Consider the following 17,742-nt stretch of genomic DNA (forward strand, 5'->3'; position numbering starts at 1 on the left):
GCAACAGCCATGATCATTTGTTCCTGCAACGTCATCACCGATACCGCCGTTCGCAACGTCGTCACGACGGCGGACATCACCTTCGGCTCGCCGGCACAAGTGTATGATTGTCTCGGCTGCTCGGTCCAATGCGGGCTGTGTTCGCGCTCGGTGAAGCGGATTCTCGATGAGCGGCAGGGCGATACGGCCACCGCGGCGGTATGGCCGGTGCATGCCGAGCCCGCGCCTTGCGAGCTGATGTCGGTGGCGTGAGGAGGCAGCCGCGCGACGTATCGCATCGCGCTGTCGGATGTCGGACAATCGACATGCAGCGGTGAGGCTGGCATGTTGCGCCGACCGCTTCGAGGACGACATCCGGTGCGATCGGCTGAGCGGATATCGATCTGACGACTGATACCACCCGTGTAGCTGCCCCTCACCCCAACCCTCTCCCAGTAAGGACGGGGAGAGGGAGCGCACTGCATTCGCGGTGAGCAGACGGACCGGCATGGATCCGAGAGTTCGACATCGCTTCGTGCGCGGAGAAGTCAGTCCCGCGCATGCGGATCGATGAGATCTGATCAAAGAGGTAAGTTTCTGTTAGGCTGAGCCGACTCATCCGGAATATTGCTTACAGGAAACTCCGGCGCGACCTGTCGCCACGAGGCGCGCTGCACTCCCTCTCCCCGTTCTTACGGGGAGAGGGTCGGGGTGAGGGGCAGCTACACGGGAAGTCTCTCGAGCTACGCCCGCGCCTCACTTCCTCGCAAGCCTCAATGCGTCTTGGTCTCGCCCCACTTCTCGAGATCCTTGGCCGCCTCCGAGCGTTGCTCGTTTTCCGGCTTCTCGGCCCACGGCTTATCGGTCTGCTTCATCGAGCCCCAGTCGTTTTCCTTGCGCGGATCGTCCTTCGGCGTTTCCTTGCTCATAGCCAATCCTTCGGTTGTTCGTGCCGGTCAATCCGGCAACATCGTCGGCGGTGGCGCAGTGGCTTCGTCGTGCAACTGCTCGGCTTCGCGGACCTCGCGCTCGGCCTGGTGCCAGAACTCATCCTCGCGGCCGTCCGGGCGCCCCGACTGCTCCCACAATCGATGGGCGCGTTCGCGAATCCGTTCCTCAAGGCCGGTGTCGCTGCTCTGTTCCATGGTGCTCCTCGCATCAGACTGCCATACGGCATGACCTGCGTGGCAATAACCCTGACCGAGCGGAGTTCCAAAGCGAGGCCGCGCAGAGGACCATCGGCCGCAGTGCCGATCGCTGCGTCGGATGCACTGGCTCGGCTGCCCGTCAGCTCAGATTGCCCGGCATGAAGCAGCGGATCGAGGTGCCGAGCGAGCCCTTGATCGGCCACACCATCGTGCGCCCGGCGCGGTTGGGCTCGGTGATCACGGCATCGTCGGGAACGACGATCCATTGGCCATCGAGCCGCACGCGGTAGTGCGTGCCCTCCATGTCCCAATCGGGATCGGAGACTGCGAAGCCGTCCGCATCCGAGCAGCACGGGCCGCGACCGCTCCTCAGGCTGTCGAACCAGCCTTTGAGCGGCGAGTTGGCAAACCGGCCGTCGTCGCGCGCGACGGCATGATCGTAGGACAGCGCAGCCAGGAGGGCTGCGCCGCTCAGCGCAGGCAAGGTTCTCATCTGATCACCGCAAGCTACCGGCGCGTGCTCCGGACCGCGGCTCACGCGGATTGCAAGTAGCCCGTTGAATGCGCCATGGAACAGTTTGTTCCAAACGTTGAACTCACGCCGCCTCGGCCGGCACCATCGCCTCGATGGTGACGCCGGTGCCGGTCGAGGCCACCGTCAAGGTGCCGCCGAGCGCCAGCAGCCGCTCGCGCATGCCGGTGAGGCCGAAGCCGAGCTTGTGCTCGGGGGCAAGCCCGCGGCCGTCGTCGCGGACGCGCACCCGCGTGTAGCTGCGGCGATGTCCGGCCGTGGTCTGCTGCAGCGGCTCGATGGTGACGTCGACCGACGTGGCCTCGGCGTGACGGAACACGTTCGTCAACGCTTCCTGCACGACGCGGTAGATCGTCAGCTCGGCGGTCTCGTTGCTGCAGACCACGTTGTCCGGGAACGTGGTCTCGATCGCGATCTCCGGCCGCGATTCCCGCCACAGCCGCACCAGCGCGCCGAGCGCCTCGCGCAACCCCAGCTCGGCGAGGCCGACGGGGCGCAGCCGCTCCAGGATGCGGCGGTTGAACTGCTGCACTTCATTGACTTGGTCGAGGATCGCCTGGCCATGCCGGCGCATCGCGGCGACGTCGAGCGGGACCGTGTCCGGCAATCGCATCAGCGCGCTGGCATGGGCGCGCAGCGCGAACAGATGCGGCCCGAACTCGTCATGCAGCTCGCGCGCGATCTCCTTGCGTTCGAGGTCCTGCAGCGAGACGGTCCGCTCGGCCAGCCGCCGCTTCTCCTCGACCGCCTCGCCGAGGACGCCGGCAAGGTGGTTCAGCTTGGCACACAGCGCGGCGAGCTCGGGCGCGCCGCCCGGCTTGACGCGGGCGTCATAGGCCCCCGCTTCGATCCGGCTCATGGCGTCGGCGAGATCCGACAACGGCGCCAGCGCGCGGCCGACCACCAGCGTGGTGATCCCGAACAGGGCGAAGCCGACCAGCGAGCCGACGATGAGCTGCGTGATGATGCCGTCCCAGATCTCGGCGATCTCGTCGTCGGGATGCGAGGTGATCACCAGCGTCTCGGCGCGCCCGGCGACGGTGACGGGCATGGTGACCGAGGTCTTGTCCGGGTGCACCAGCGCGATGAACCAGGCCGGCGTCGCGCGCGCGCCCTCCCCCGATGGCGGCCGCGGCCGTGCCGCGGCGGGCTGCCTGATGACGCTGACGTGACGCAGCTGGCCGAGATCGCCGACGATCCGGTTCAGCCGCGCGTCAGGGTCGGGCGCACCATTGACCTCGTCCATGATGGTCTCGATGAAGGCACGGGTCAGGCGGATGACGCTCTGATCCTCGGCGAGCACGCGCGGCGCCGCATCCAGCACCAGACGGCCGATATTGATGGCGAGCCCCAGCGTCAGCACCAGCGCGAGCAGCACGTTGATGCGCGTCCGCAACGACCAATTCTGCCACATTCTCTCCGCCTCGCCGCCGCCGTGTTTCACGCGCCTCACATTGACAGACAAATCCGCCAGCGATCTAATTGCAACATCATGCAACATCGCGCCGCAGGCATCCATGATGCATTGCAGCAATGAGGCGAGTTGGAAGTCCGGGACCCCAAGGCCATGCGCGTTCTGATCGTCGACGATCATCCCATCGTTGCCTCCGGCTGCCGGGCCCTGCTCTCGGGCGATGCTGACGTCGTGCTGCTCGAGGCGGCGGACGCGGAGAGCGGCGAAGCCAGCTTCATCGCCGAGCGCCCCGACGTCTGCGTCGTCGACATCAACCTGCCGACCGTCTCCGGCTTCGAGCTGGCGCGCCGCATCCTGGCGCACGATGCAAACGCCCGGCTGATCATGTTCAGCATGAACGACGATCCGGTGTTCGCGGCGCGCGCCATCGACATCGGCGCCAAGGGCTACGTCTCGAAGAGCGGCGATCCCAACGACCTCGCCGAGGCGATCCGCGAGGTCGCGCGCGGCGGCAGCTACCTGCCGCCGGCGATCGCCCGCAGCATCGCCTTCGCCGGCGCCGCCGTGGCGCAGAGCCCGCTGGCAAAGCTGACCTCGCGCGAGCTCGAGATCCTGCGCCTGCTCAGCGCCGGCAAGAGCCTGTCGGAGATCGCCTGGCTGATCCACTCGTCCTACAAGACCGTCGCCAACACCTCCTCGATCATCCGCCAGAAGCTCGGCGTGCGAACCTCCGGCGAGCTGGTGCGTCTGGCGATCGAGAACGGCGTCGCTTGACTTGCGTCGACTGAACGACGCAGCTTGACCCAGACCGGCGACATCATCGCCATTGCTCCGACATCATTGCCGAACAGGTGATCCCATGACGCTCACGACCGTGTCCCAGAACAAGTCCCATGGCGGCGTCCAGGGGGTCTACCGGCACGCCAGCCAGGAGACCAAGACCGAGATGACGTTCTCGGTGTTCGTGCCTGCCCATGCCGAGGGCGCGAAGCTGCCGGTCGTCTGGTATCTCTCCGGCCTGACCTGCACGCACGCCAATGTCACCGAGAAGGGCGAGTTCCGCGCCGCCTGCGCCGAGCTCGGCCTGATCTTCGTCGCGCCCGACACCTCGCCGCGTGGCGACGGCGTCCCGGGTGACGCCAACAACGCCTATGATTTCGGCCTCGGCGCCGGCTTCTACGTCGACGCGACGCAAGAGCCGTTCGCGAAGAACTACCGGATGTGGAGCTACGTCACCGAAGAGCTGCCGAGCGTGGTCGCGGCCAACTTCCCGGTCGATCCCCGCCGGCAGTCGGTGATGGGCCACTCCATGGGCGGCCATGGCGCGCTCACGGTGGCGCTGCGCAACCCGGACCGCTATCGCGCCGCCAGCGCGTTCTCGCCGATCGTCGCCCCCTCGCAGGTGCCGTGGGGCGAGAAGGCGCTGGGTGGCTATCTCGGCAGCGACAAGGCCGCATGGCGCAAGCACGATGCGGTCGCGCTGATCGAGGACGGCGCGCGCGTCTCCGACCTCCTGGTCGATGTCGGCACCGCCGACCAGTTCCTGACCCAGCAGCTCCGCCCCGAGCTGCTCAAGGCCGCCTGCGACAAGGCCAACATCCCGCTGCTGCTGCGCAAGCAGGACGGCTACGACCACAGCTACTACTTCATCTCGACCTACATGGCCGATCACCTGCGCTGGCATGCGGCGCGGCTTACACGCTGACATCAGTCACGGCCCTGATTTGCCCGACGGGCGCAGTGGCGCGTCCGTCGAGGCGATCTTGTCGGTCTCAATGCCCGGACTTCGCGTGCGCGACGAGACTATTTTCGCTCGGCACCACAAGGCGATGCGCCTGTCCAGCCCGGCACCGCGAAAGATATGTCTTTCGCTTTTACAGAAAACGTGTTTGTGTGGGCGCATCCCGCCTCATCGAGAGGGCGTATCGCGGTCGTCACGAACGTGGAGGTGGGGATGCGGTGGACGCCGGCGGCGCGCAGCAGGCTCGCGAGAGCATGCGGACGAACGCGCCACGGCGTACGGCCAAGTCGCGTGGTCCTGGCATCCCGACGCTGATGCCCCCGCGGCGGCGCGCGAGAAGCGCGTCGTCGCGCACGGTGACCAGAAAGCCCGGCGCACCGGGGAGCACGCGAAGCAACCGTTAAAGCCATCGCGCAGGGAGGGCCGGGATGTCCGAGCCGAACCTGTGGTACTGCCGCCTGCATTTTTTCTGCAGGCGGGCCATGGGGGCGGCAGGCTCCCGGCCTTCCCTGCGCCTCTTGTTGTCGAGGCGCGATCGATCAGCACAGCTCGGGCCTCCGCGGCCGCGAGGATGCAACGTCATGTCCGATAGCTACTGCGCCTGCGGCACGCCGTAGTTCGGGGCCAGCAGGCGGTTGCGGAGCAGCCAGGCCATGGTGCGGGTCCAGGATTCGTCGGTGTTGCCGCGCATGTCGGCGGTCATGATGGCGACCGGCTGGCCGGTGTGAGCGTCGCGCAGATAGATGTTCATGTTGAGGATCAGATTGGAGACCTTCTGCACCGTGCCGGTAATGGCGAGATCGGCGCCGATATCGGAGGCGAGCTTGACGTCGCAGCCGCCGCAGGCCTGCAGATTGCTGTGGTGCGCCGCATCGTTAACGGGGGCGATATCGAGCACGCGAAATTTGCCGGACTCCTGCAGCGCCGCGCGGAGCTGCTCGGCGGCATGCGCCAGCCTCTGCTGCTCGTCCTGACGCGGGCCCTGCACCTCGCCCTGCAGGCTGGTGTCGATCAGCTCGAAATCGAACACCGCCACCTTGGGCGGCTCGGCATGAACTGACGTTGCAGACATCAGGACCAGGGACGCGAGGACAGCAGCGAGTTTCAAGGTCGTGATCCGAAATGATGCAACAGCGGCCAAAAGTGGGGTTGAAAGCTAGGCCAATTCGGTCATCTTGCAAGACGAAACCTTGCCGAAAAACGACGAGGGAACAATGGGAGGACATGTGGTCCTGCGAGTTCTGGCCCGATCTCTGATCGGCGCGATCGGCCTCATTGCCGCCGCAACTGCCGCTGTTGCCGCAGAGCCGGTCGACATTGCGATCGGCTATCTCGGCCGTGCCGGCGTGCCGCAGACGTTGTCGCCGCTCGACCAGCCGGCGGCCGATGACGGCGTGGCCGGCGCCAGGCTCGCCATCGAGGACAACAACACCACCGGCAAGTTCCTCAACCAGCGCTTCACCCTGATCGACCGCCGCGTCAAGGATGACGAGGACGCAGGCCAGGCGGCGAACGAGCTCGCCGGCAAGACCGGCTTCATCCTCGCCGACCTTCCCGCGGATGCCCTGCTGAAGGTCGCCGATAGCCTGCGCGGCCGCGGCATCACCCTGCTCAATGTCGGCGCGACCGACGACCGGCTGCGCGAGCAGGACTGCCGCGCCAACGTCATCCATGTCGCGCCGACGCGCTCGATGCTGGCCGATGGCCTTGCGCAATACCTGGTGTGGAAGCAGTGGAAGCGCTGGCTGCTGGTCACCGGCTCGCACGACAATGACAAGCTGTTCGCCGACGCGTTGCGCCGTGCCGCCACCCGTTTCGGCGCCAAGATCGTCGAGGAGCGCACCTTCGAGGACACCGGCGGCTCGCGGCGCACCGATAGCGGCGTGACCTTGATCCAGCGCCAGATGCCGGTGTTCACGCAGAAGGCGCCGGCCTATGACGTGCTGGTCGCCGCCGACGAGAGCGAGGTGTTCGCCAACTATTTGCCCTATCGCACCTGGGACGCGCGCCCGGTCGCCGGCTCCGCCGGCCTGCGGCCGACCAGCTGGGATCCATCGCAGGACCAGTGGGGCGCGACGCAACTGCAGAACCGCTTCATGAAGCTCGCCTCGCGCCGCATGGATGCGCTCGACATGCAATCCTGGATGGCCGTGCGCATGGTCGGGGAAGCGGCCTCGCGCACCAACTCCGGCGACGCCAAGACGATGACCGACTATCTGAAGAGCCCGAACTTCACCATCGCCGCCTTCAAGGGCACGCGCCTCTCTCTTCGCGACTGGAACCTGCAACTGCGTCAACCTATCCTGCTCGCCGATGGCCGCATGATCGTCTCGGTGTCGCCGCAGGAGGGCTTTCTCCACCAGGTCTCCGAACTCGACACCCTCGGCGTCGATCGCCCCGAAACCAAGTGCAAGCTGCAATGATGTCGGATTGGATGATGTTGATGAAGATGGTGAGTCCGACGGGGCAGACGCAGCGCGATGCGCTGCTGGGCTCGACGACATCCGTCGGTGAGGAGGCCACGGTCAACGCCGCGAGCGCGGTGCCAGCCTCTCCCCGTCCTTCACGGGGAGAGGCCGGATTGCATCGCAGATGCAATCCGGGTGAGGGGCTCGCTCCGCGCACCGTGCGCGTGGAGAGAGCCCCTCACCCCGACCCTCTCCCCGTGAAGAACGGGGAGAGGGAGCGCACCGGCCGTGCCGCGATATCTCGAGTCCATCCGACGATAGGTCGAATGAGTAAATTGCAGAATCTGCTTCTGAAGCGCACGGCCCTGGTTGCAGCCGTGCTCACCGCCGCTCTCTCCCTGACCTGCATCGCCCCCGCCTCCGCCTACGTCGCGTTCGTCTCCAACGAAAAGGGCAACACCGTCTCCGTCATCGACACCGACACCTGGACGGTCACCAAGACCATCAAGGTCGGGCAGCGGCCGCGCGGGATTGCGTTCACGCGGGACGGCAAGTTCGTGATGGTGGCGGTCGGCGATGATGACACCATTCAGGTGATCGACGCCAAGAAGCAGGAGATCGTCGACACACTGCCCTCCGGCCCCGATCCCGAGCTGTTCGCGCAGGACGCCCAGGGCAAGACGCTCTATGTCGCCAACGAGAACGACAACACCGTCACCGTGCTCGACCTCGATAAGCGCGTGCGCATTGGCGACGTCCAGGTCGGCGTCGAGCCGGAGGGCATGATGCTGAGCCCCGACGGCAAGATCCTGATCTGCACCTCCGAGACCACCAACATGGCGCATTTCATCGACACGGCGACGCGCAAGATCGTCGCCAACGTGCTGGTCGATGCCCGGCCGCGCTATGCCGAGTTCAAGACCGACGGTTCGGAGCTGTGGGTCTCCGCCGAGATCGGCGGCACCGTCTCGATCATCGATCCCGCCAAGCGCGAGGTGACCGGCAAGATCAAGTTCGCCGTGCCCGGCCTGCGCAGCGAGGCGATCCAGCCCGTCGGCATCGCCCTGACCAAGGACGGCAAGACCGGCTTCGTCGCGCTCGGCCCGGCCAACCGCGTGGCGATCGTCGATGGCGTCACCCACGAGGTGAAGAAATATCTGCTGGTCGGCCAGCGCGTCTGGCACATGGAGTTCACGCCGGATGAAAAATATCTCCTGGTCACGAACGGCGTCTCCAACGACGTGTCCGTCATCGACGTCACCGCGCAGAAGGTGATCAAGACCATCCAGGTCGGCGAGCTGCCCTGGGGCATCACGATTGCACAGCCATGACGACGCAGAACGCACCCGCTCTCGATACGACAGGCGCCGCACCGCAGCCGGCGCCAATTCAGGTCCCGGCGCTGTCGGTCGCCGGCGTCAGCCACTCCTACGGTGCGCGCAAGGCGCTGACCGACGTCAGCTTCGCGGTGCGCCCTGCAAGCTTCACCGCCCTGCTCGGCCTCAACGGCGCCGGCAAGAGCACGCTGTTCTCGCTGATCACCCGCCTATTCGCGGTTCAGACCGGACAGATCAGCATCTTCGGCCATGACATCGGCCGCACACCGGGCGAGGCGCTGCGGCTGCTCGGCGTCGTGTTCCAGCCGCGCACGGTCGATCTCGACCTGTCGCTTCGGCAGAACCTGCTCTACCACGCCGCGCTGCACGGCATCTCGCGCCGCGAGGCGCGCGCGCGCAGCGAGGAGCTGCTGACGCGGATCGGCCTTGCCGACCGCGCCGGCAACAAGGTGCGCGACCTCTCCGGCGGCCAGATGCGGCGGCTGGAGATCGCTCGCGCGCTGCTACATCGTCCGCGGCTGTTGCTGCTGGACGAGGCCACCGTCGGCCTCGACGTCAAGGCACGCGCCGACATCGTCGGCCATGTCCGGCAGCTCGTCACCGAACAGGGCATCGGCGTGCTCTGGGCGACGCATCTGTTCGACGAGATCGCAGCAAGCGATGACCTCGTGGTGCTGCATCAGGGCCGCGTGCTGGCGCGCGGGCCAGTGCCGCAGGTCATCGCGGAATCAGGCGCGTCGGACGTCAACGCCGCCTTCGCCCGGCTGACGACCCAGGCCAGCCCTGCACGGAGCTCGGAGCCATGACCGTCACCACCGTGCACGCGCCCGCGCCGACACGCAGCGGCTTCTCCGTCGGCGAGTACATCACCTGCCTGATCGGTATCGTCTGGCGCGAGGGCCTGCGCTTCCTGCATCAGCGCGAGCGCTTCGTCTCGGCGCTGGTGCGGCCGCTGGTCTGGCTGTTCATCTTCGCCGCGGGCTTCCGCCAGGTGCTCGGCATCTCGATCATCCCGCCCTACGAGACCTACATCCTCTACGAGGTCTATATCGCCCCCGGCCTGATGGCGATGATCCAGCTGTTCAACGGCATGCAGTCGTCGCTGTCGATGGTCTACGACCGCGAGATGGGCAACATGCGCACCCTGCTGGTGAGCCCGCTGCCACGCGGCTATCTGCTGTTCTGCAAGCTGCTCGCCGGCACCGCCGTCTCCGTGCTGCAGGTCTATGCCTTCCTGGTGATCGCCTGGTTCTGGGAGATCACGCCGCCGCCGATGGGCTATCTCACCGTGCTGCCGGCGCTGATCCTGTCCGGGCTGATGCTCGGCGCGCTGGGCATGCTGATCTCATCCGGCATCAAGCAGCTGGAGAACTTTGCCGGCGTCATGAACTTCGTGATCTTCCCGATGTTCTTCGCCTCGTCGGCGCTCTATCCCCTGTGGCGCGTCGAGGAAGGCAGCCCGTGGCTCGCCTATCTCTGCGAGGCCAATCCCTTCACCCACGCGGTCGAACTCATTCGCTTTGCGCTGTACGGCAAGCTGAACTGGGTATCGCTCGCTGTCGTCGGCGGTTGCACCGCGGTTTTCATGATCGGCGCGATCCTGGCCTACGATCCGTCGCGCGGGTTTGTCAGGCGTGGTCCCGGAGGCGAGGCATGAGATTGAAATCCATAGTGCTGGCCATCGCGCTGGTCACATCAGCCGGTGCTGCGCGTGCCGCCGACCCGCGCTACCCGGACTGGCCCTGCCCGCAGGCGAAGGTGCCGGAAATCTCGATCGCCGCCGTCTGGTCCGGCCCTGCCATCGACGACGTCGGCGCAAGTTGGAAGAACGATGCCAAGCTTGCCGAACTCGTCGCCAAGCTCGCCGCGCGCCGCATCCCGCTCGAGCAGGCGCAGAAGGACGTCGCCGATTTCCTGACCGGCACGGCCGAGGAGAAGACCCGCAAGGGCAAGCTGCTGTTCGCCGGCCTGTTCGATACACTCAACGCCCAGCGCACCTCGGTCATGAACGGGCTGGAGCGCGTGATGCGCAAGCAGCGCGAGGCCGTCGACAAAGTGCGCGCTGACACCATTGCCGTGCAGGAGATGCACAGCAGCGCCAACCCGGATCAGGCCAAGATCGAGGAGATGACCAACCAGCTGAACTGGGAGACCCGTATCTTCGAGGACCGCCGCCGCGTCATGAAGTTCGTCTGCGAGGTGCCGACCGCCATCGACCAGCGCCTGTTCGCACTGGCCCGCGAGATCCAGCAGGACATGGAGTAGGTCCACGGATGCGGCTCGCTCTGGACCACGAAAGCCTAGGAGGAGCGCGCCACTGCTTCAGCGTCGTCATGGCCGGGCTTGACCCGGCCATCAACGTCTTTCCACGCGGCACCAGGTGGATGCCCGGGCCTTCGCCGCGCCGAAGCGGCTTCGGCCGCGCAGGCGGGTCAAGCCCGGGCATGACGAAGAAACTGGTTGGCAGCGACGTTAGCGGACAGATGCGACGGCGCTCACTCCTCCGGCCGCGGCTCGGGTTGGGTCTGCTGCAGCGGCAGGTCGGCGCGGGCCCAGCCGTCGGTGCCGTCGGGATACCAGGCGACGTTGCGGTAGCCGTAGGTCAGCGCGCGCCGCGCGGCATTCCACGACATCCAGCAGTCTTCGAGGCAGTAGAATACGAGCGGACGGCCGAGATCGCCGTCGGAGGCGCGCGCAAGGCCGCGCTTCAGATAGTCCTCCGTTGCTGCCGCCAGCACGCCATAGCCGGTGTCGGGCAGCCAGATGCTGCCGGGAATGTCGAGCCGCGGCTGCTCGCGCCACACCGTGCCGGCCGGCAGATTCTTCGGCTTGGGCGGCCGCGGCAGCACGTCGATGAAGGCGGCGGACTTGGCGCGCCAGATCGCTTCGGTGTCACGCGTCGACAGCACGCGCGCGCCGCTCAACGTCGTCGGCACCGGCGCGCGGTAGTTCTCGGTGCGATAGCTGTCGGGCTCCGGCACGAGATCGTCGGCCCGCACCGCCGCGGCGATCAGCAGCACGCCTGCCAATGCCGCAGCGGTGAGCCGAGCGATCATCATGGCTTCGCGGCAGCCTCGGCGGTGATCAGATGATTGCTCTCGTCCAGCAGCGGCACGCCGAAATCGAGCAGGATCTTGTTGATCTCGCCCTGGTTCTCCTGGATCAGCTTGTTGAGCTGCCGCCGCCAGTTCTGGTCCGCACCACGCACGCCCATGGCGATGCGATAGATCAGCTTCGGCCCGGAGGTTTCCTTCACCAGCGGCGTGACGTGCAACTGCGGGCTGGCCTGCTTGGCATAGTAGCCGGCCATCGGGCCCCACAGCACGCCGGCATCGATCTCGCCGGATTTCAGATCGTTGATCATCGCTTCCGCCGACGAATCCACCCGCGTGTCGATCATCAGCGGATAGGGTTTGGCCGTCGTCATCAGCCCGGCCAGCGCCATGTTGGTCGCCGGCGGCGTGCCCGCCACGATGCCGATGTGCTTGCCCTTGAGCTTGGCGTCCTCCAGCGTGGTGACGTCGGCAAGGTCCGAGCCCGGCTTGGTGACGATCGCGTAGGCCGTCCGGTAATACGGAGTGGTGCTCTGCACCAGGTCGTCGCCTTGCGGGAATCCCATGATGACGTCGCAGCGATGCGAGCCGAGCGTCATGCGCACGAAACCGGTGGCTTGCGGGAAGAACGTGTAGTCGACCTTCTTCTGCAGCTTGGCGGCCAGGAAGTCGGCCAGCTTGTTCTCGAAACCGTCGCCCTTCTCGTTGGAGAACGGCAGATTGCGCGGGTCGGCGCAAACCCTGAGAACCTTGGGATCGATCAGTTCGATCGACAGGTCCAGGCCATCATTGCTCTGCGCAAAAGACGCGGCCGGCCCGAGCAGGGTGAGCCCGCCGGCAACGGCCAGCAGGCAAGCAAGACTGTGACGCTTCGTCATCCGTATTTCCATCCCTATGGAGCGCATCGAGGTATTTTTGAAAATGCTAGGCCGCCGGCCTCGCGGGCGCAACACTTGCCATCATCGCGAAGAGTTGACCGGGTGCTGCGCCGCAACGTCAGCCGCCAGCACGCGTCGCATGCGGACAAGGCTAACAGATGGTGAAGTGGCTCGTCATAGCCCTCATGGCATGGGGCGCTGTTGTGCTGGAGAGCCCGGCGCATGCCCAGTCGGGGGAACTCGCGGTGAACGAGGTCGCCCCGGGCGTTTTTGTCCATATCGGCCAGACCGCGCTGATGACGGCCGAGAACGAGGGCGCCATTGCCAATGTCGGCTTCATCATCGGCGGCGGGGCGGTCGCCGTGATCGACACCGGCGGCAGCGTCCGTGAGGGACGCGCTCTCTTGGCCGCAATCCGGGCGCGCACCGCCAAGCCGATCCGCTACGTCGTCAACACCCATGCTCACCCCGACCACGTCTTCGGCAACGCCGCCTTCCAGGGTGACGCAACGAGCTTCGTCGGTGCAAAGAACCTGCCCCGCGCACTGGCGGTGCGTGGACCGCATTACATCGAGGCGTTCCGGCGGCTGATGGGCGCCGAGCTGATCGACGATGTTCGCCTGGTTGCGCCATCGATCGTCGTCGAGGACCAGATGTCGCTCGACCTCGGTGGCCGGACGCTAACCCTGAAGGCGTGGAGCACCGCGCACAGCGACTGCGACCTGACCGTGTTCGACGAAACGAGCCGGACCCTGTTCGCAGGCGATCTCTTGTTCCTGCGTCACGTCCCGGTGATGGACGGCAGCCTGCGCGGCTGGATCACCGATCTAGGCGCGCTCGCCGCGATATCCGCCGATCGCGTCGTGCCGGGACACGGGCCGATCAGCCCCTGGCCGCTCGCGCTCGGGGACGAGCGCCGCTACCTGGACACCCTCGCTCACGACGTGCGTGGGCTGATCAAGGCGGGCAAGCCGATTTCCGATGCGGCCGGCGCCGCAGCGGCGGAACGCGGCAAATGGGAGCTGTTCGACGATTACAATGCGCGCAACGCCACTGCAGCCTTCTCGGAAATGGAATGGGAATGAGCCATGGGAATAAGCCATGGGACGCGCTATGATCGCCGATAAACCAGAACGCTTTTGGAGGACCGCGCCATGATCGGGCACCGCTTGCCGTCCACATTGCTTCTTGGCGCCTGGCTTCTCGGCGCATGCCTCGCATTCGCACCTGCAAAAGCTGCCGATGGCTACGATCCGTGGCCGGGGCTGGTGCAGGACATCTTCAACAACAAGCCGATGCAAGATGGTTCTGGCGTGCTGGCGATCGAGATGCCGACGCGCGCCGAGGATGCGTCGGTGGTTCCGGTCACGCTGCGCAGCAAGCTCTCGCCTGCCGACGAGCGCCGCATCAGGACCATCACGCTGGTGATCGACCAGAACCCGGCGCCGCTGGCGGCGAAGTTCACGCTGGGTGCCGAGGCCAACGTGACGGCGATCTCGACCCGCGTTCGCGTCAACAACTACACCGACGTGCACGCCGTGGCGGAGTTGACCGACGGCCAGCTCTACGTGGTCAAGACCTTCGTGAAGGCCTCCGGCGGCTGCTCGGCACCGGCCGCCAAGAATCCGGAGGAGGCCAACGCGCGCATCGGCCAGATGCGCTATCGGCAGTTCAGCCAGGCCGGCGATGGCGCCAGCAGCGGCATCCGCGAGGCGCAGGTCATGGTCGGGCATCCCAATAATTCGGGGCTGCAGATGGATCAGGTGACGCAGCTCTACATTCCAGCTTTCTTCGTCGACAAGCTGACGCTGTCGCAGGACGGCAGTCTGGTGCTGTCGGTGGAAGGCGGCATCTCGATCTCGGAGGATCCCAACATCCGCTTCACCTATGTCTCGAACGGCGCCAAGCATTTCCGCGCCGAGGCGAAGGATACGCAGGGCCATGTGTTCGAGCATGAGTGGCCGGCGCAGAGTTCAGGCACCTGATGGCGAGGCCAGGCCGCGAGGCGTCAGAAACATCTCACCTCGGCCTCGGCCTGCGCCCGGCGCAGGTCGTTGAGCGCATTGGCGGCCTGCTCGGAGGTGCGGAACTGCGTGCCGAGATTGCTGCGCACCTGGGACATGCTGAGCACCGTTTCGGCGGTGACATAGCGCTCATAGGGAATGATCGAGGCGATCACGTCGATCGAGCAGGAGCACTGCGCGATCGACTGGCGCGACTCGCCATTGGCTTTCATGCAGCCGAACACGTATTCGGCGCGCGCCGAGGTCGGATAATCGTTGAGGTCTTCGGCACGGGCCGGCCCAGCCAGCGCGGTCACGGCAAAGAAGGTGGCGACAATCGGTCCTACCGGAACAGCGCAACGCATGACAATCCTCCGCAGCATCGCTGTCCAAGCTATGCTAAGCGAATGAGGCTGAAAAGAACCCATCTCGAGGAAACGCAGACGCGCCCATGACCCTGCTCGGTCGTTTGTTGATTGCATTCCTCGCCTGCGCGCTGCTGCCGGCCTCGGCCTCGCGCGCCGCCGAGACCGTCAAGGTTGCGGTGCAGAAGACCGGCACCTTCGCCTGGGAATTGGCCGTCATCCGTGCCCACAAGCTCGACATCCAAGCGGACATCGCGATCGACGCGGTCGAGCTCGCAAGCCCCGAAGCCGGCAAGATCGCGCTGCGGGCAGGTAGTGCCGACATCATGGTGTCGGACTGGCTGTGGGTGTCGCGCGAACGCGCGCTCGGCGCCAAGCTGACGTTCTTCCCCTACTCCAGCGCGCTCGGCGCCGTGATGGTGCCGGCCAGCTCGCCGCTGAAGGCGCTGGCTGACCTCAAGGGACGCAAGCTCGCGGTGGCGGGCGGGCCGCTCGACAAGAGCTGGCTGTTGCTGCAGGCCGCGCTCAAGCGCGACGGCGTCGAGCTGAAGTCGCAGGCGACCATCACCTATGGCGCACCGCCGCTGCTCGCCGCCAAGCTGGCGGACGGCGAGATGGACGCGGGGTTGAACTACTGGAATTTCTGCGCAGCGCTGGAAGCGAAAGGCTTTCGCCGCCTCGCCGGCATCGAGGACATCCTGCCCGCATTCGGCGCCAAGGGCCGCACCGCGATGATCGGCTATGTGTTCGACGAGGAGTGGGCAGGCAAGCATCGCGATCTCGTCGCACGCTTCCTGTCGGTCACGGCCAAGGCGAAGGAGATCCTGGCGACGTCGGATGCCGATTGGCAGACCATCGCGCCGCTGACCGGCGCATCCGATGAGGCGACGTTGCGCGCCTATCGCGACCGCTATCGCGAGGGCATTCCGCGCCGCTCCGTCGCCGACGAAGAGGCCGACGCCCGCGTTCTCTATGGCGTGCTCGCCTCGATCGGCGGACGCGACCTGGTCGGCCCCGCAGCCGAGCTCAGCCCCGGCACTTATTACAGGGCGGATGCGAGGGAATAGTGCTGCGGCTGTTGTCCTTCGCGCTTCTGCTCGCGACCTGGTGGGTGGCCGCGACGATGGCCGGCAGCGCCAAGCTGCCGCCGCCCTGGGCCGTGCTGGCGGTCGCCGTCGCCGAAGCCAAGTCGGGCGCGCTGTTCCTGCATCTCGGCGCGACGCTGGCCCGCGTCGCGCTGGCCTTCACGCTGTCGATGGCGATCGGGTCGGCGCTCGGCTATTGGATGGGCCGCAGCCGGCTCGCCAACCGGCTCGGCGATCCCTGGCTCATTCTGCTGCTCAACCTGCCGGCGCTGGTGGTGATCGTGCTGGCCTACATCTGGGCCGGCCTCACCGAGGTTGCCGCGATCGCAGCGATTGCGATCAACAAACTGCCGACCGCCGTCGTGACCTTGCGCGAGGGCGCCCGCGCTCTCGATCCGTCGCTGGACGAGATGGCAAAAGTGTTCGCCTTCCCGCGCGGCCGCATCCTTCGTCATGTCCTGTTGCCGCAGCTCGCGCCGTACATCGCCGCCGCGGCGCGCTCGGGGCTGTCGCTGGTGTGGAAGATCGTGCTGGTCGCCGAACTGCTCGGGCGTCCCAACGGCATCGGCTTCGAGATCGGCGTTGCGTTCCAGCTGTTCGACATCCCGCTCCTGCTCGCCTACTCGCTCAGTTTCGCCGCCGTCGTGCTGGTGATCGAAGCTCTCTTCGTGCAGCCGTTCGAGCAGCGCGCATCCAGGTGGCGGCTCCGTGCGGCTTGAGGTCGATATCAGATCGAAGAGCTACACCAGCGCCAACGGCAAGCGCCAGGAGGTGATTGCCGGCATTTCGTTTGCGCTTGAGCGTGGCGAGGTCGGCGTCGTCGTCGGCCCGTCCGGCTGCGGCAAGAGCACGATGTTGCGGATCCTCGCAGGCCTCGACCCGGACTATCAGGGTCATGTCTCGCAACCCGCCGGCGCGCGGCTGGCGATGGTGTTTCAGGAGCCGCGGCTGTTGCCGTGGCGATCGGTGGAAGACAATGTCCGGCTGGCGGCGCCCGATGTCGCCGATGACCGGCTGGCTGCGATCTTCGGCGTGCTCGAGCTCCAGGCGCATCGCAGCCATTTTCCCGGCGAGCTGTCGCTCGGTCTTGCCCGCCGCGTCGCGCTGGCGCGGGCGTTCGCAGTCGAGCCGGACTTCCTGATCCTCGATGAGCCGCTGGCCTCGCTCGACGACGCGCTCGCCGCACGGCTGCGCGAGGAGATCGCGACGCTGGTCGCCTCGCGGCCGATGATCACCCTCCTGGTCACGCACAGCATGGACGACGCGGCAAGGCTCGGCGACCGCATCTTCCTGCTGTCCTCGCGCCCTGCCCGCCTGCTGCATGCTGTCCCGATCGGCCTGCCGCGCGCGCAGCGCAGCAACGAGGTCATCGCCAGGATCAAGACCGATCTGGCGCGACCGGATTTCTCCGTGTCATAGTCATGGCAATTCAGGGGAAACACCATGAGACGCGCATTTGCCGTGACGGCAATGATCCTAGCCAGCCTGCCAGGTCCAAGTTCCGCGCAGAGCAAGGGCATCAGGCTGTGGAATCTCACGACCGCGACGATGACCGGCTTTCAGCTCTCGCCGGCCGGCCAGAACAACTGGGGTCCGAATCAGACGTTGAACGACAAGGACAAGGAACTCGATCACGACGAGCGACTGAAGCTCAGCGGAGTGGAGCCAGGCCGCTACGACGCCAAGGTGAGCTATGCGGGCGATCGGCAGTGCATCGTTCGCGGCCTCGACATCAAGGCCGACGCCGTCGTCTCGATCGCCGACAAGGACCTCAAGGAGTGCACGAAGTAGGCAACACG

Annotated in this window: 22 protein-coding genes; 14 read left to right on the plus strand and 8 right to left on the minus strand. The window is 66.3% G+C overall.

The window, feature by feature from the left end; all coding sequences use genetic code 11:
• The first annotated feature begins 9 nt into the window (after positions 1-9).
• Complete coding sequence (locus tag ACQR07_RS06405) at positions 10-252, plus strand: (2Fe-2S)-binding protein (RefSeq protein ID WP_434901471.1); 243 nt, start codon at positions 10-12, stop codon at positions 250-252.
• A gap of 500 nt (positions 253-752) precedes the next feature.
• Here the strand turns inward: ACQR07_RS06405 and ACQR07_RS06410 are convergent, their stop codons facing one another.
• The 4 genes from ACQR07_RS06410 to ACQR07_RS06425 all read right to left on the minus strand — a co-directional run bounded on the left by ACQR07_RS06410 (position 753) and on the right by ACQR07_RS06425 (position 3,073).
• Positions 753-908: a hypothetical protein gene (locus ACQR07_RS06410; protein WP_434901472.1), complete on the minus strand. Its 156-nt coding sequence runs from the start codon at positions 906-908 to the stop codon at positions 753-755.
• Between the two features lie 27 nt (positions 909-935).
• Positions 936-1,124: a DUF2934 domain-containing protein gene (locus tag ACQR07_RS06415; protein WP_434901473.1), complete on the minus strand. Its 189-nt coding sequence runs from the start codon at positions 1,122-1,124 to the stop codon at positions 936-938.
• A 142-nt stretch (positions 1,125-1,266) separates the two neighbouring features.
• Positions 1,267-1,620, minus strand: a complete 354-nt coding sequence (locus ACQR07_RS06420) for a hypothetical protein (RefSeq protein ID WP_434901474.1) — start codon at positions 1,618-1,620, stop codon at positions 1,267-1,269.
• A gap of 103 nt (positions 1,621-1,723) precedes the next feature.
• A complete protein-coding gene (locus tag ACQR07_RS06425; RefSeq protein ID WP_434901475.1) occupies positions 1,724-3,073 on the minus strand; it encodes a histidine kinase in 1,350 nt (449 codons plus the stop codon).
• 153 nt (positions 3,074-3,226) lie between these two features.
• On the opposite strand from ACQR07_RS06425, the gene ACQR07_RS06430 reads away from it, so the two are divergent.
• Positions 3,227-3,847: a response regulator gene (locus tag ACQR07_RS06430; RefSeq protein ID WP_434868822.1), complete on the plus strand. Its 621-nt coding sequence runs from the start codon at positions 3,227-3,229 to the stop codon at positions 3,845-3,847.
• An 85-nt stretch (positions 3,848-3,932) separates the two neighbouring features.
• Positions 3,933-4,778, plus strand: a complete 846-nt coding sequence (gene fghA / locus ACQR07_RS06435; RefSeq protein WP_434901476.1) for an S-formylglutathione hydrolase — start codon at positions 3,933-3,935, stop codon at positions 4,776-4,778.
• A 628-nt stretch (positions 4,779-5,406) separates the two neighbouring features.
• On the opposite strand, the gene ACQR07_RS06440 is transcribed toward fghA, so the two are convergent.
• Positions 5,407-5,886 carry a DUF3280 domain-containing protein gene (locus tag ACQR07_RS06440; RefSeq protein WP_434901765.1) on the minus strand — a complete coding sequence of 160 codons (480 nt, stop codon included), beginning with the start codon at positions 5,884-5,886 and terminating at the stop codon, positions 5,407-5,409.
• A gap of 142 nt (positions 5,887-6,028) precedes the next feature.
• On the opposite strand from ACQR07_RS06440, the gene ACQR07_RS06445 reads away from it, so the two are divergent.
• The 5 genes from ACQR07_RS06445 (at position 6,029) to ACQR07_RS06465 (ending at position 10,824) form a co-directional block, all read left to right on the plus strand.
• Positions 6,029-7,237, plus strand: a complete 1,209-nt coding sequence (locus ACQR07_RS06445; protein WP_434901477.1) for an ABC transporter substrate-binding protein — start codon at positions 6,029-6,031, stop codon at positions 7,235-7,237.
• Positions 7,238-7,548: 311 nt separating this feature from the next.
• Entirely contained in the window at positions 7,549-8,553 is a 1,005-nt protein-coding gene (locus ACQR07_RS06450) for a YVTN family beta-propeller repeat protein (protein WP_434901478.1), read from the plus strand.
• A complete protein-coding gene (locus ACQR07_RS06455) occupies positions 8,550-9,365 on the plus strand; it encodes an ABC transporter ATP-binding protein (protein ID WP_434901479.1) in 816 nt (271 codons plus the stop codon). The genes ACQR07_RS06450 and ACQR07_RS06455 overlap by 4 nt, the downstream gene beginning before the upstream one ends.
• Entirely contained in the window at positions 9,362-10,216 is an 855-nt protein-coding gene (locus tag ACQR07_RS06460; RefSeq protein ID WP_434868827.1) for an ABC transporter permease, read from the plus strand. Before ACQR07_RS06455 ends, ACQR07_RS06460 begins: the two co-directional genes overlap by 4 nt.
• Positions 10,213-10,824 carry a hypothetical protein gene (locus tag ACQR07_RS06465; protein ID WP_434901480.1) on the plus strand — a complete coding sequence of 204 codons (612 nt, stop codon included), beginning with the start codon at positions 10,213-10,215 and terminating at the stop codon, positions 10,822-10,824. The genes ACQR07_RS06460 and ACQR07_RS06465 overlap by 4 nt, the downstream gene beginning before the upstream one ends.
• A 230-nt stretch (positions 10,825-11,054) precedes the next feature.
• On the opposite strand, the gene ACQR07_RS06470 is transcribed toward ACQR07_RS06465, so the two are convergent.
• The gene (locus tag ACQR07_RS06470; RefSeq protein WP_434901481.1) at positions 11,055-11,615 is read right to left on the minus strand and encodes a PQQ-dependent catabolism-associated CXXCW motif protein; all 561 of its coding nucleotides are present in this window, start codon (positions 11,613-11,615) and stop codon (positions 11,055-11,057) included.
• Positions 11,615-12,490, minus strand: a complete 876-nt coding sequence (locus ACQR07_RS06475) for a substrate-binding domain-containing protein (RefSeq protein WP_434868830.1) — start codon at positions 12,488-12,490, stop codon at positions 11,615-11,617. Before ACQR07_RS06475 ends, ACQR07_RS06470 begins: the two co-directional genes overlap by 1 nt.
• Positions 12,491-12,675: 185 nt before the next feature.
• Between ACQR07_RS06475 and ACQR07_RS06480 the strand changes: the two genes are divergently transcribed.
• On the plus strand, positions 12,676-13,575 hold the full coding sequence (locus ACQR07_RS06480) for a quinoprotein relay system zinc metallohydrolase 2 (protein WP_434901766.1): 900 nt from the start codon (positions 12,676-12,678) through the stop codon (positions 13,573-13,575).
• Between the two features lie 69 nt (positions 13,576-13,644).
• Complete coding sequence (locus ACQR07_RS06485) at positions 13,645-14,475, plus strand: quinoprotein dehydrogenase-associated SoxYZ-like carrier (protein ID WP_434901482.1); 831 nt, start codon at positions 13,645-13,647, stop codon at positions 14,473-14,475.
• A 23-nt stretch (positions 14,476-14,498) separates the two neighbouring features.
• Here ACQR07_RS06485 and ACQR07_RS06490 read toward each other — a convergent pair whose 3' ends face one another.
• The gene (locus ACQR07_RS06490; protein WP_434901483.1) at positions 14,499-14,858 is read right to left on the minus strand and encodes a hypothetical protein; all 360 of its coding nucleotides are present in this window, start codon (positions 14,856-14,858) and stop codon (positions 14,499-14,501) included.
• Between the two features lie 86 nt (positions 14,859-14,944).
• Here ACQR07_RS06490 and ACQR07_RS06495 point away from each other — a divergent pair, with 86 nt between their 5' ends.
• The 4 genes from ACQR07_RS06495 to ACQR07_RS06510 are packed head-to-tail and all read left to right on the plus strand — an operon-like array spanning position 14,945 to position 17,734.
• Positions 14,945-15,925 (plus strand): ABC transporter substrate-binding protein, encoded by a 981-nt coding sequence (locus ACQR07_RS06495; RefSeq protein WP_434901484.1) that lies wholly within the window; start codon positions 14,945-14,947, stop codon positions 15,923-15,925.
• Positions 15,925-16,662 carry an ABC transporter permease gene (locus tag ACQR07_RS06500; protein ID WP_434901485.1) on the plus strand — a complete coding sequence of 246 codons (738 nt, stop codon included), beginning with the start codon at positions 15,925-15,927 and terminating at the stop codon, positions 16,660-16,662. Before ACQR07_RS06495 ends, ACQR07_RS06500 begins: the two co-directional genes overlap by 1 nt.
• The gene (locus ACQR07_RS06505; RefSeq protein ID WP_434901486.1) at positions 16,652-17,362 is read left to right on the plus strand and encodes an ABC transporter ATP-binding protein; all 711 of its coding nucleotides are present in this window, start codon (positions 16,652-16,654) and stop codon (positions 17,360-17,362) included. The genes ACQR07_RS06500 and ACQR07_RS06505 overlap by 11 nt, the downstream gene beginning before the upstream one ends.
• A 24-nt stretch (positions 17,363-17,386) precedes the next feature.
• A complete protein-coding gene (locus ACQR07_RS06510; RefSeq protein WP_434901487.1) occupies positions 17,387-17,734 on the plus strand; it encodes a hypothetical protein in 348 nt (115 codons plus the stop codon).
• The last annotated feature ends 8 nt before the right edge of the window (positions 17,735-17,742 follow it).

Origin of the sequence: Bradyrhizobium sp. HKCCYLS20291, assembly GCF_051167715.1 — a bacterium.
Taxonomy (GTDB): domain Bacteria; phylum Pseudomonadota; class Alphaproteobacteria; order Rhizobiales; family Xanthobacteraceae; genus Bradyrhizobium.

Coding starts and splice junctions, on each gene's coding strand:
- ACQR07_RS06460 (WP_434868827.1), top strand. CDS start 9,362: ATGACCGTCACCACCGTGCACGCGCCCGCGCCGACACGCAGCGGCTTC.
- ACQR07_RS06430 (WP_434868822.1), top strand. CDS start 3,227: ATGCGCGTTCTGATCGTCGACGATCATCCCATCGTTGCCTCCGGCTGC.
- ACQR07_RS06405 (WP_434901471.1), top strand. CDS start 10: ATGATCATTTGTTCCTGCAACGTCATCACCGATACCGCCGTTCGCAAC.
- ACQR07_RS06450 (WP_434901478.1), top strand. CDS start 7,549: ATGAGTAAATTGCAGAATCTGCTTCTGAAGCGCACGGCCCTGGTTGCA.
- fghA (WP_434901476.1), top strand. CDS start 3,933: ATGACGCTCACGACCGTGTCCCAGAACAAGTCCCATGGCGGCGTCCAG.
- ACQR07_RS06455 (WP_434901479.1), top strand. CDS start 8,550: ATGACGACGCAGAACGCACCCGCTCTCGATACGACAGGCGCCGCACCG.
- ACQR07_RS06425 (WP_434901475.1), bottom strand. CDS start 3,073: ATGTGGCAGAATTGGTCGTTGCGGACGCGCATCAACGTGCTGCTCGCG.
- ACQR07_RS06480 (WP_434901766.1), top strand. CDS start 12,676: ATGGCATGGGGCGCTGTTGTGCTGGAGAGCCCGGCGCATGCCCAGTCG.
- ACQR07_RS06445 (WP_434901477.1), top strand. CDS start 6,029: ATGGGAGGACATGTGGTCCTGCGAGTTCTGGCCCGATCTCTGATCGGC.
- ACQR07_RS06510 (WP_434901487.1), top strand. CDS start 17,387: ATGAGACGCGCATTTGCCGTGACGGCAATGATCCTAGCCAGCCTGCCA.
- ACQR07_RS06420 (WP_434901474.1), bottom strand. CDS start 1,620: ATGAGAACCTTGCCTGCGCTGAGCGGCGCAGCCCTCCTGGCTGCGCTG.
- ACQR07_RS06475 (WP_434868830.1), bottom strand. CDS start 12,490: ATGACGAAGCGTCACAGTCTTGCTTGCCTGCTGGCCGTTGCCGGCGGG.
- ACQR07_RS06410 (WP_434901472.1), bottom strand. CDS start 908: ATGAGCAAGGAAACGCCGAAGGACGATCCGCGCAAGGAAAACGACTGG.
- ACQR07_RS06470 (WP_434901481.1), bottom strand. CDS start 11,615: ATGATCGCTCGGCTCACCGCTGCGGCATTGGCAGGCGTGCTGCTGATC.
- ACQR07_RS06465 (WP_434901480.1), top strand. CDS start 10,213: ATGAGATTGAAATCCATAGTGCTGGCCATCGCGCTGGTCACATCAGCC.
- ACQR07_RS06485 (WP_434901482.1), top strand. CDS start 13,645: ATGATCGGGCACCGCTTGCCGTCCACATTGCTTCTTGGCGCCTGGCTT.
- ACQR07_RS06415 (WP_434901473.1), bottom strand. CDS start 1,124: ATGGAACAGAGCAGCGACACCGGCCTTGAGGAACGGATTCGCGAACGC.
- ACQR07_RS06440 (WP_434901765.1), bottom strand. CDS start 5,886: ATGTCTGCAACGTCAGTTCATGCCGAGCCGCCCAAGGTGGCGGTGTTC.
- ACQR07_RS06490 (WP_434901483.1), bottom strand. CDS start 14,858: ATGCGTTGCGCTGTTCCGGTAGGACCGATTGTCGCCACCTTCTTTGCC.
- ACQR07_RS06495 (WP_434901484.1), top strand. CDS start 14,945: ATGACCCTGCTCGGTCGTTTGTTGATTGCATTCCTCGCCTGCGCGCTG.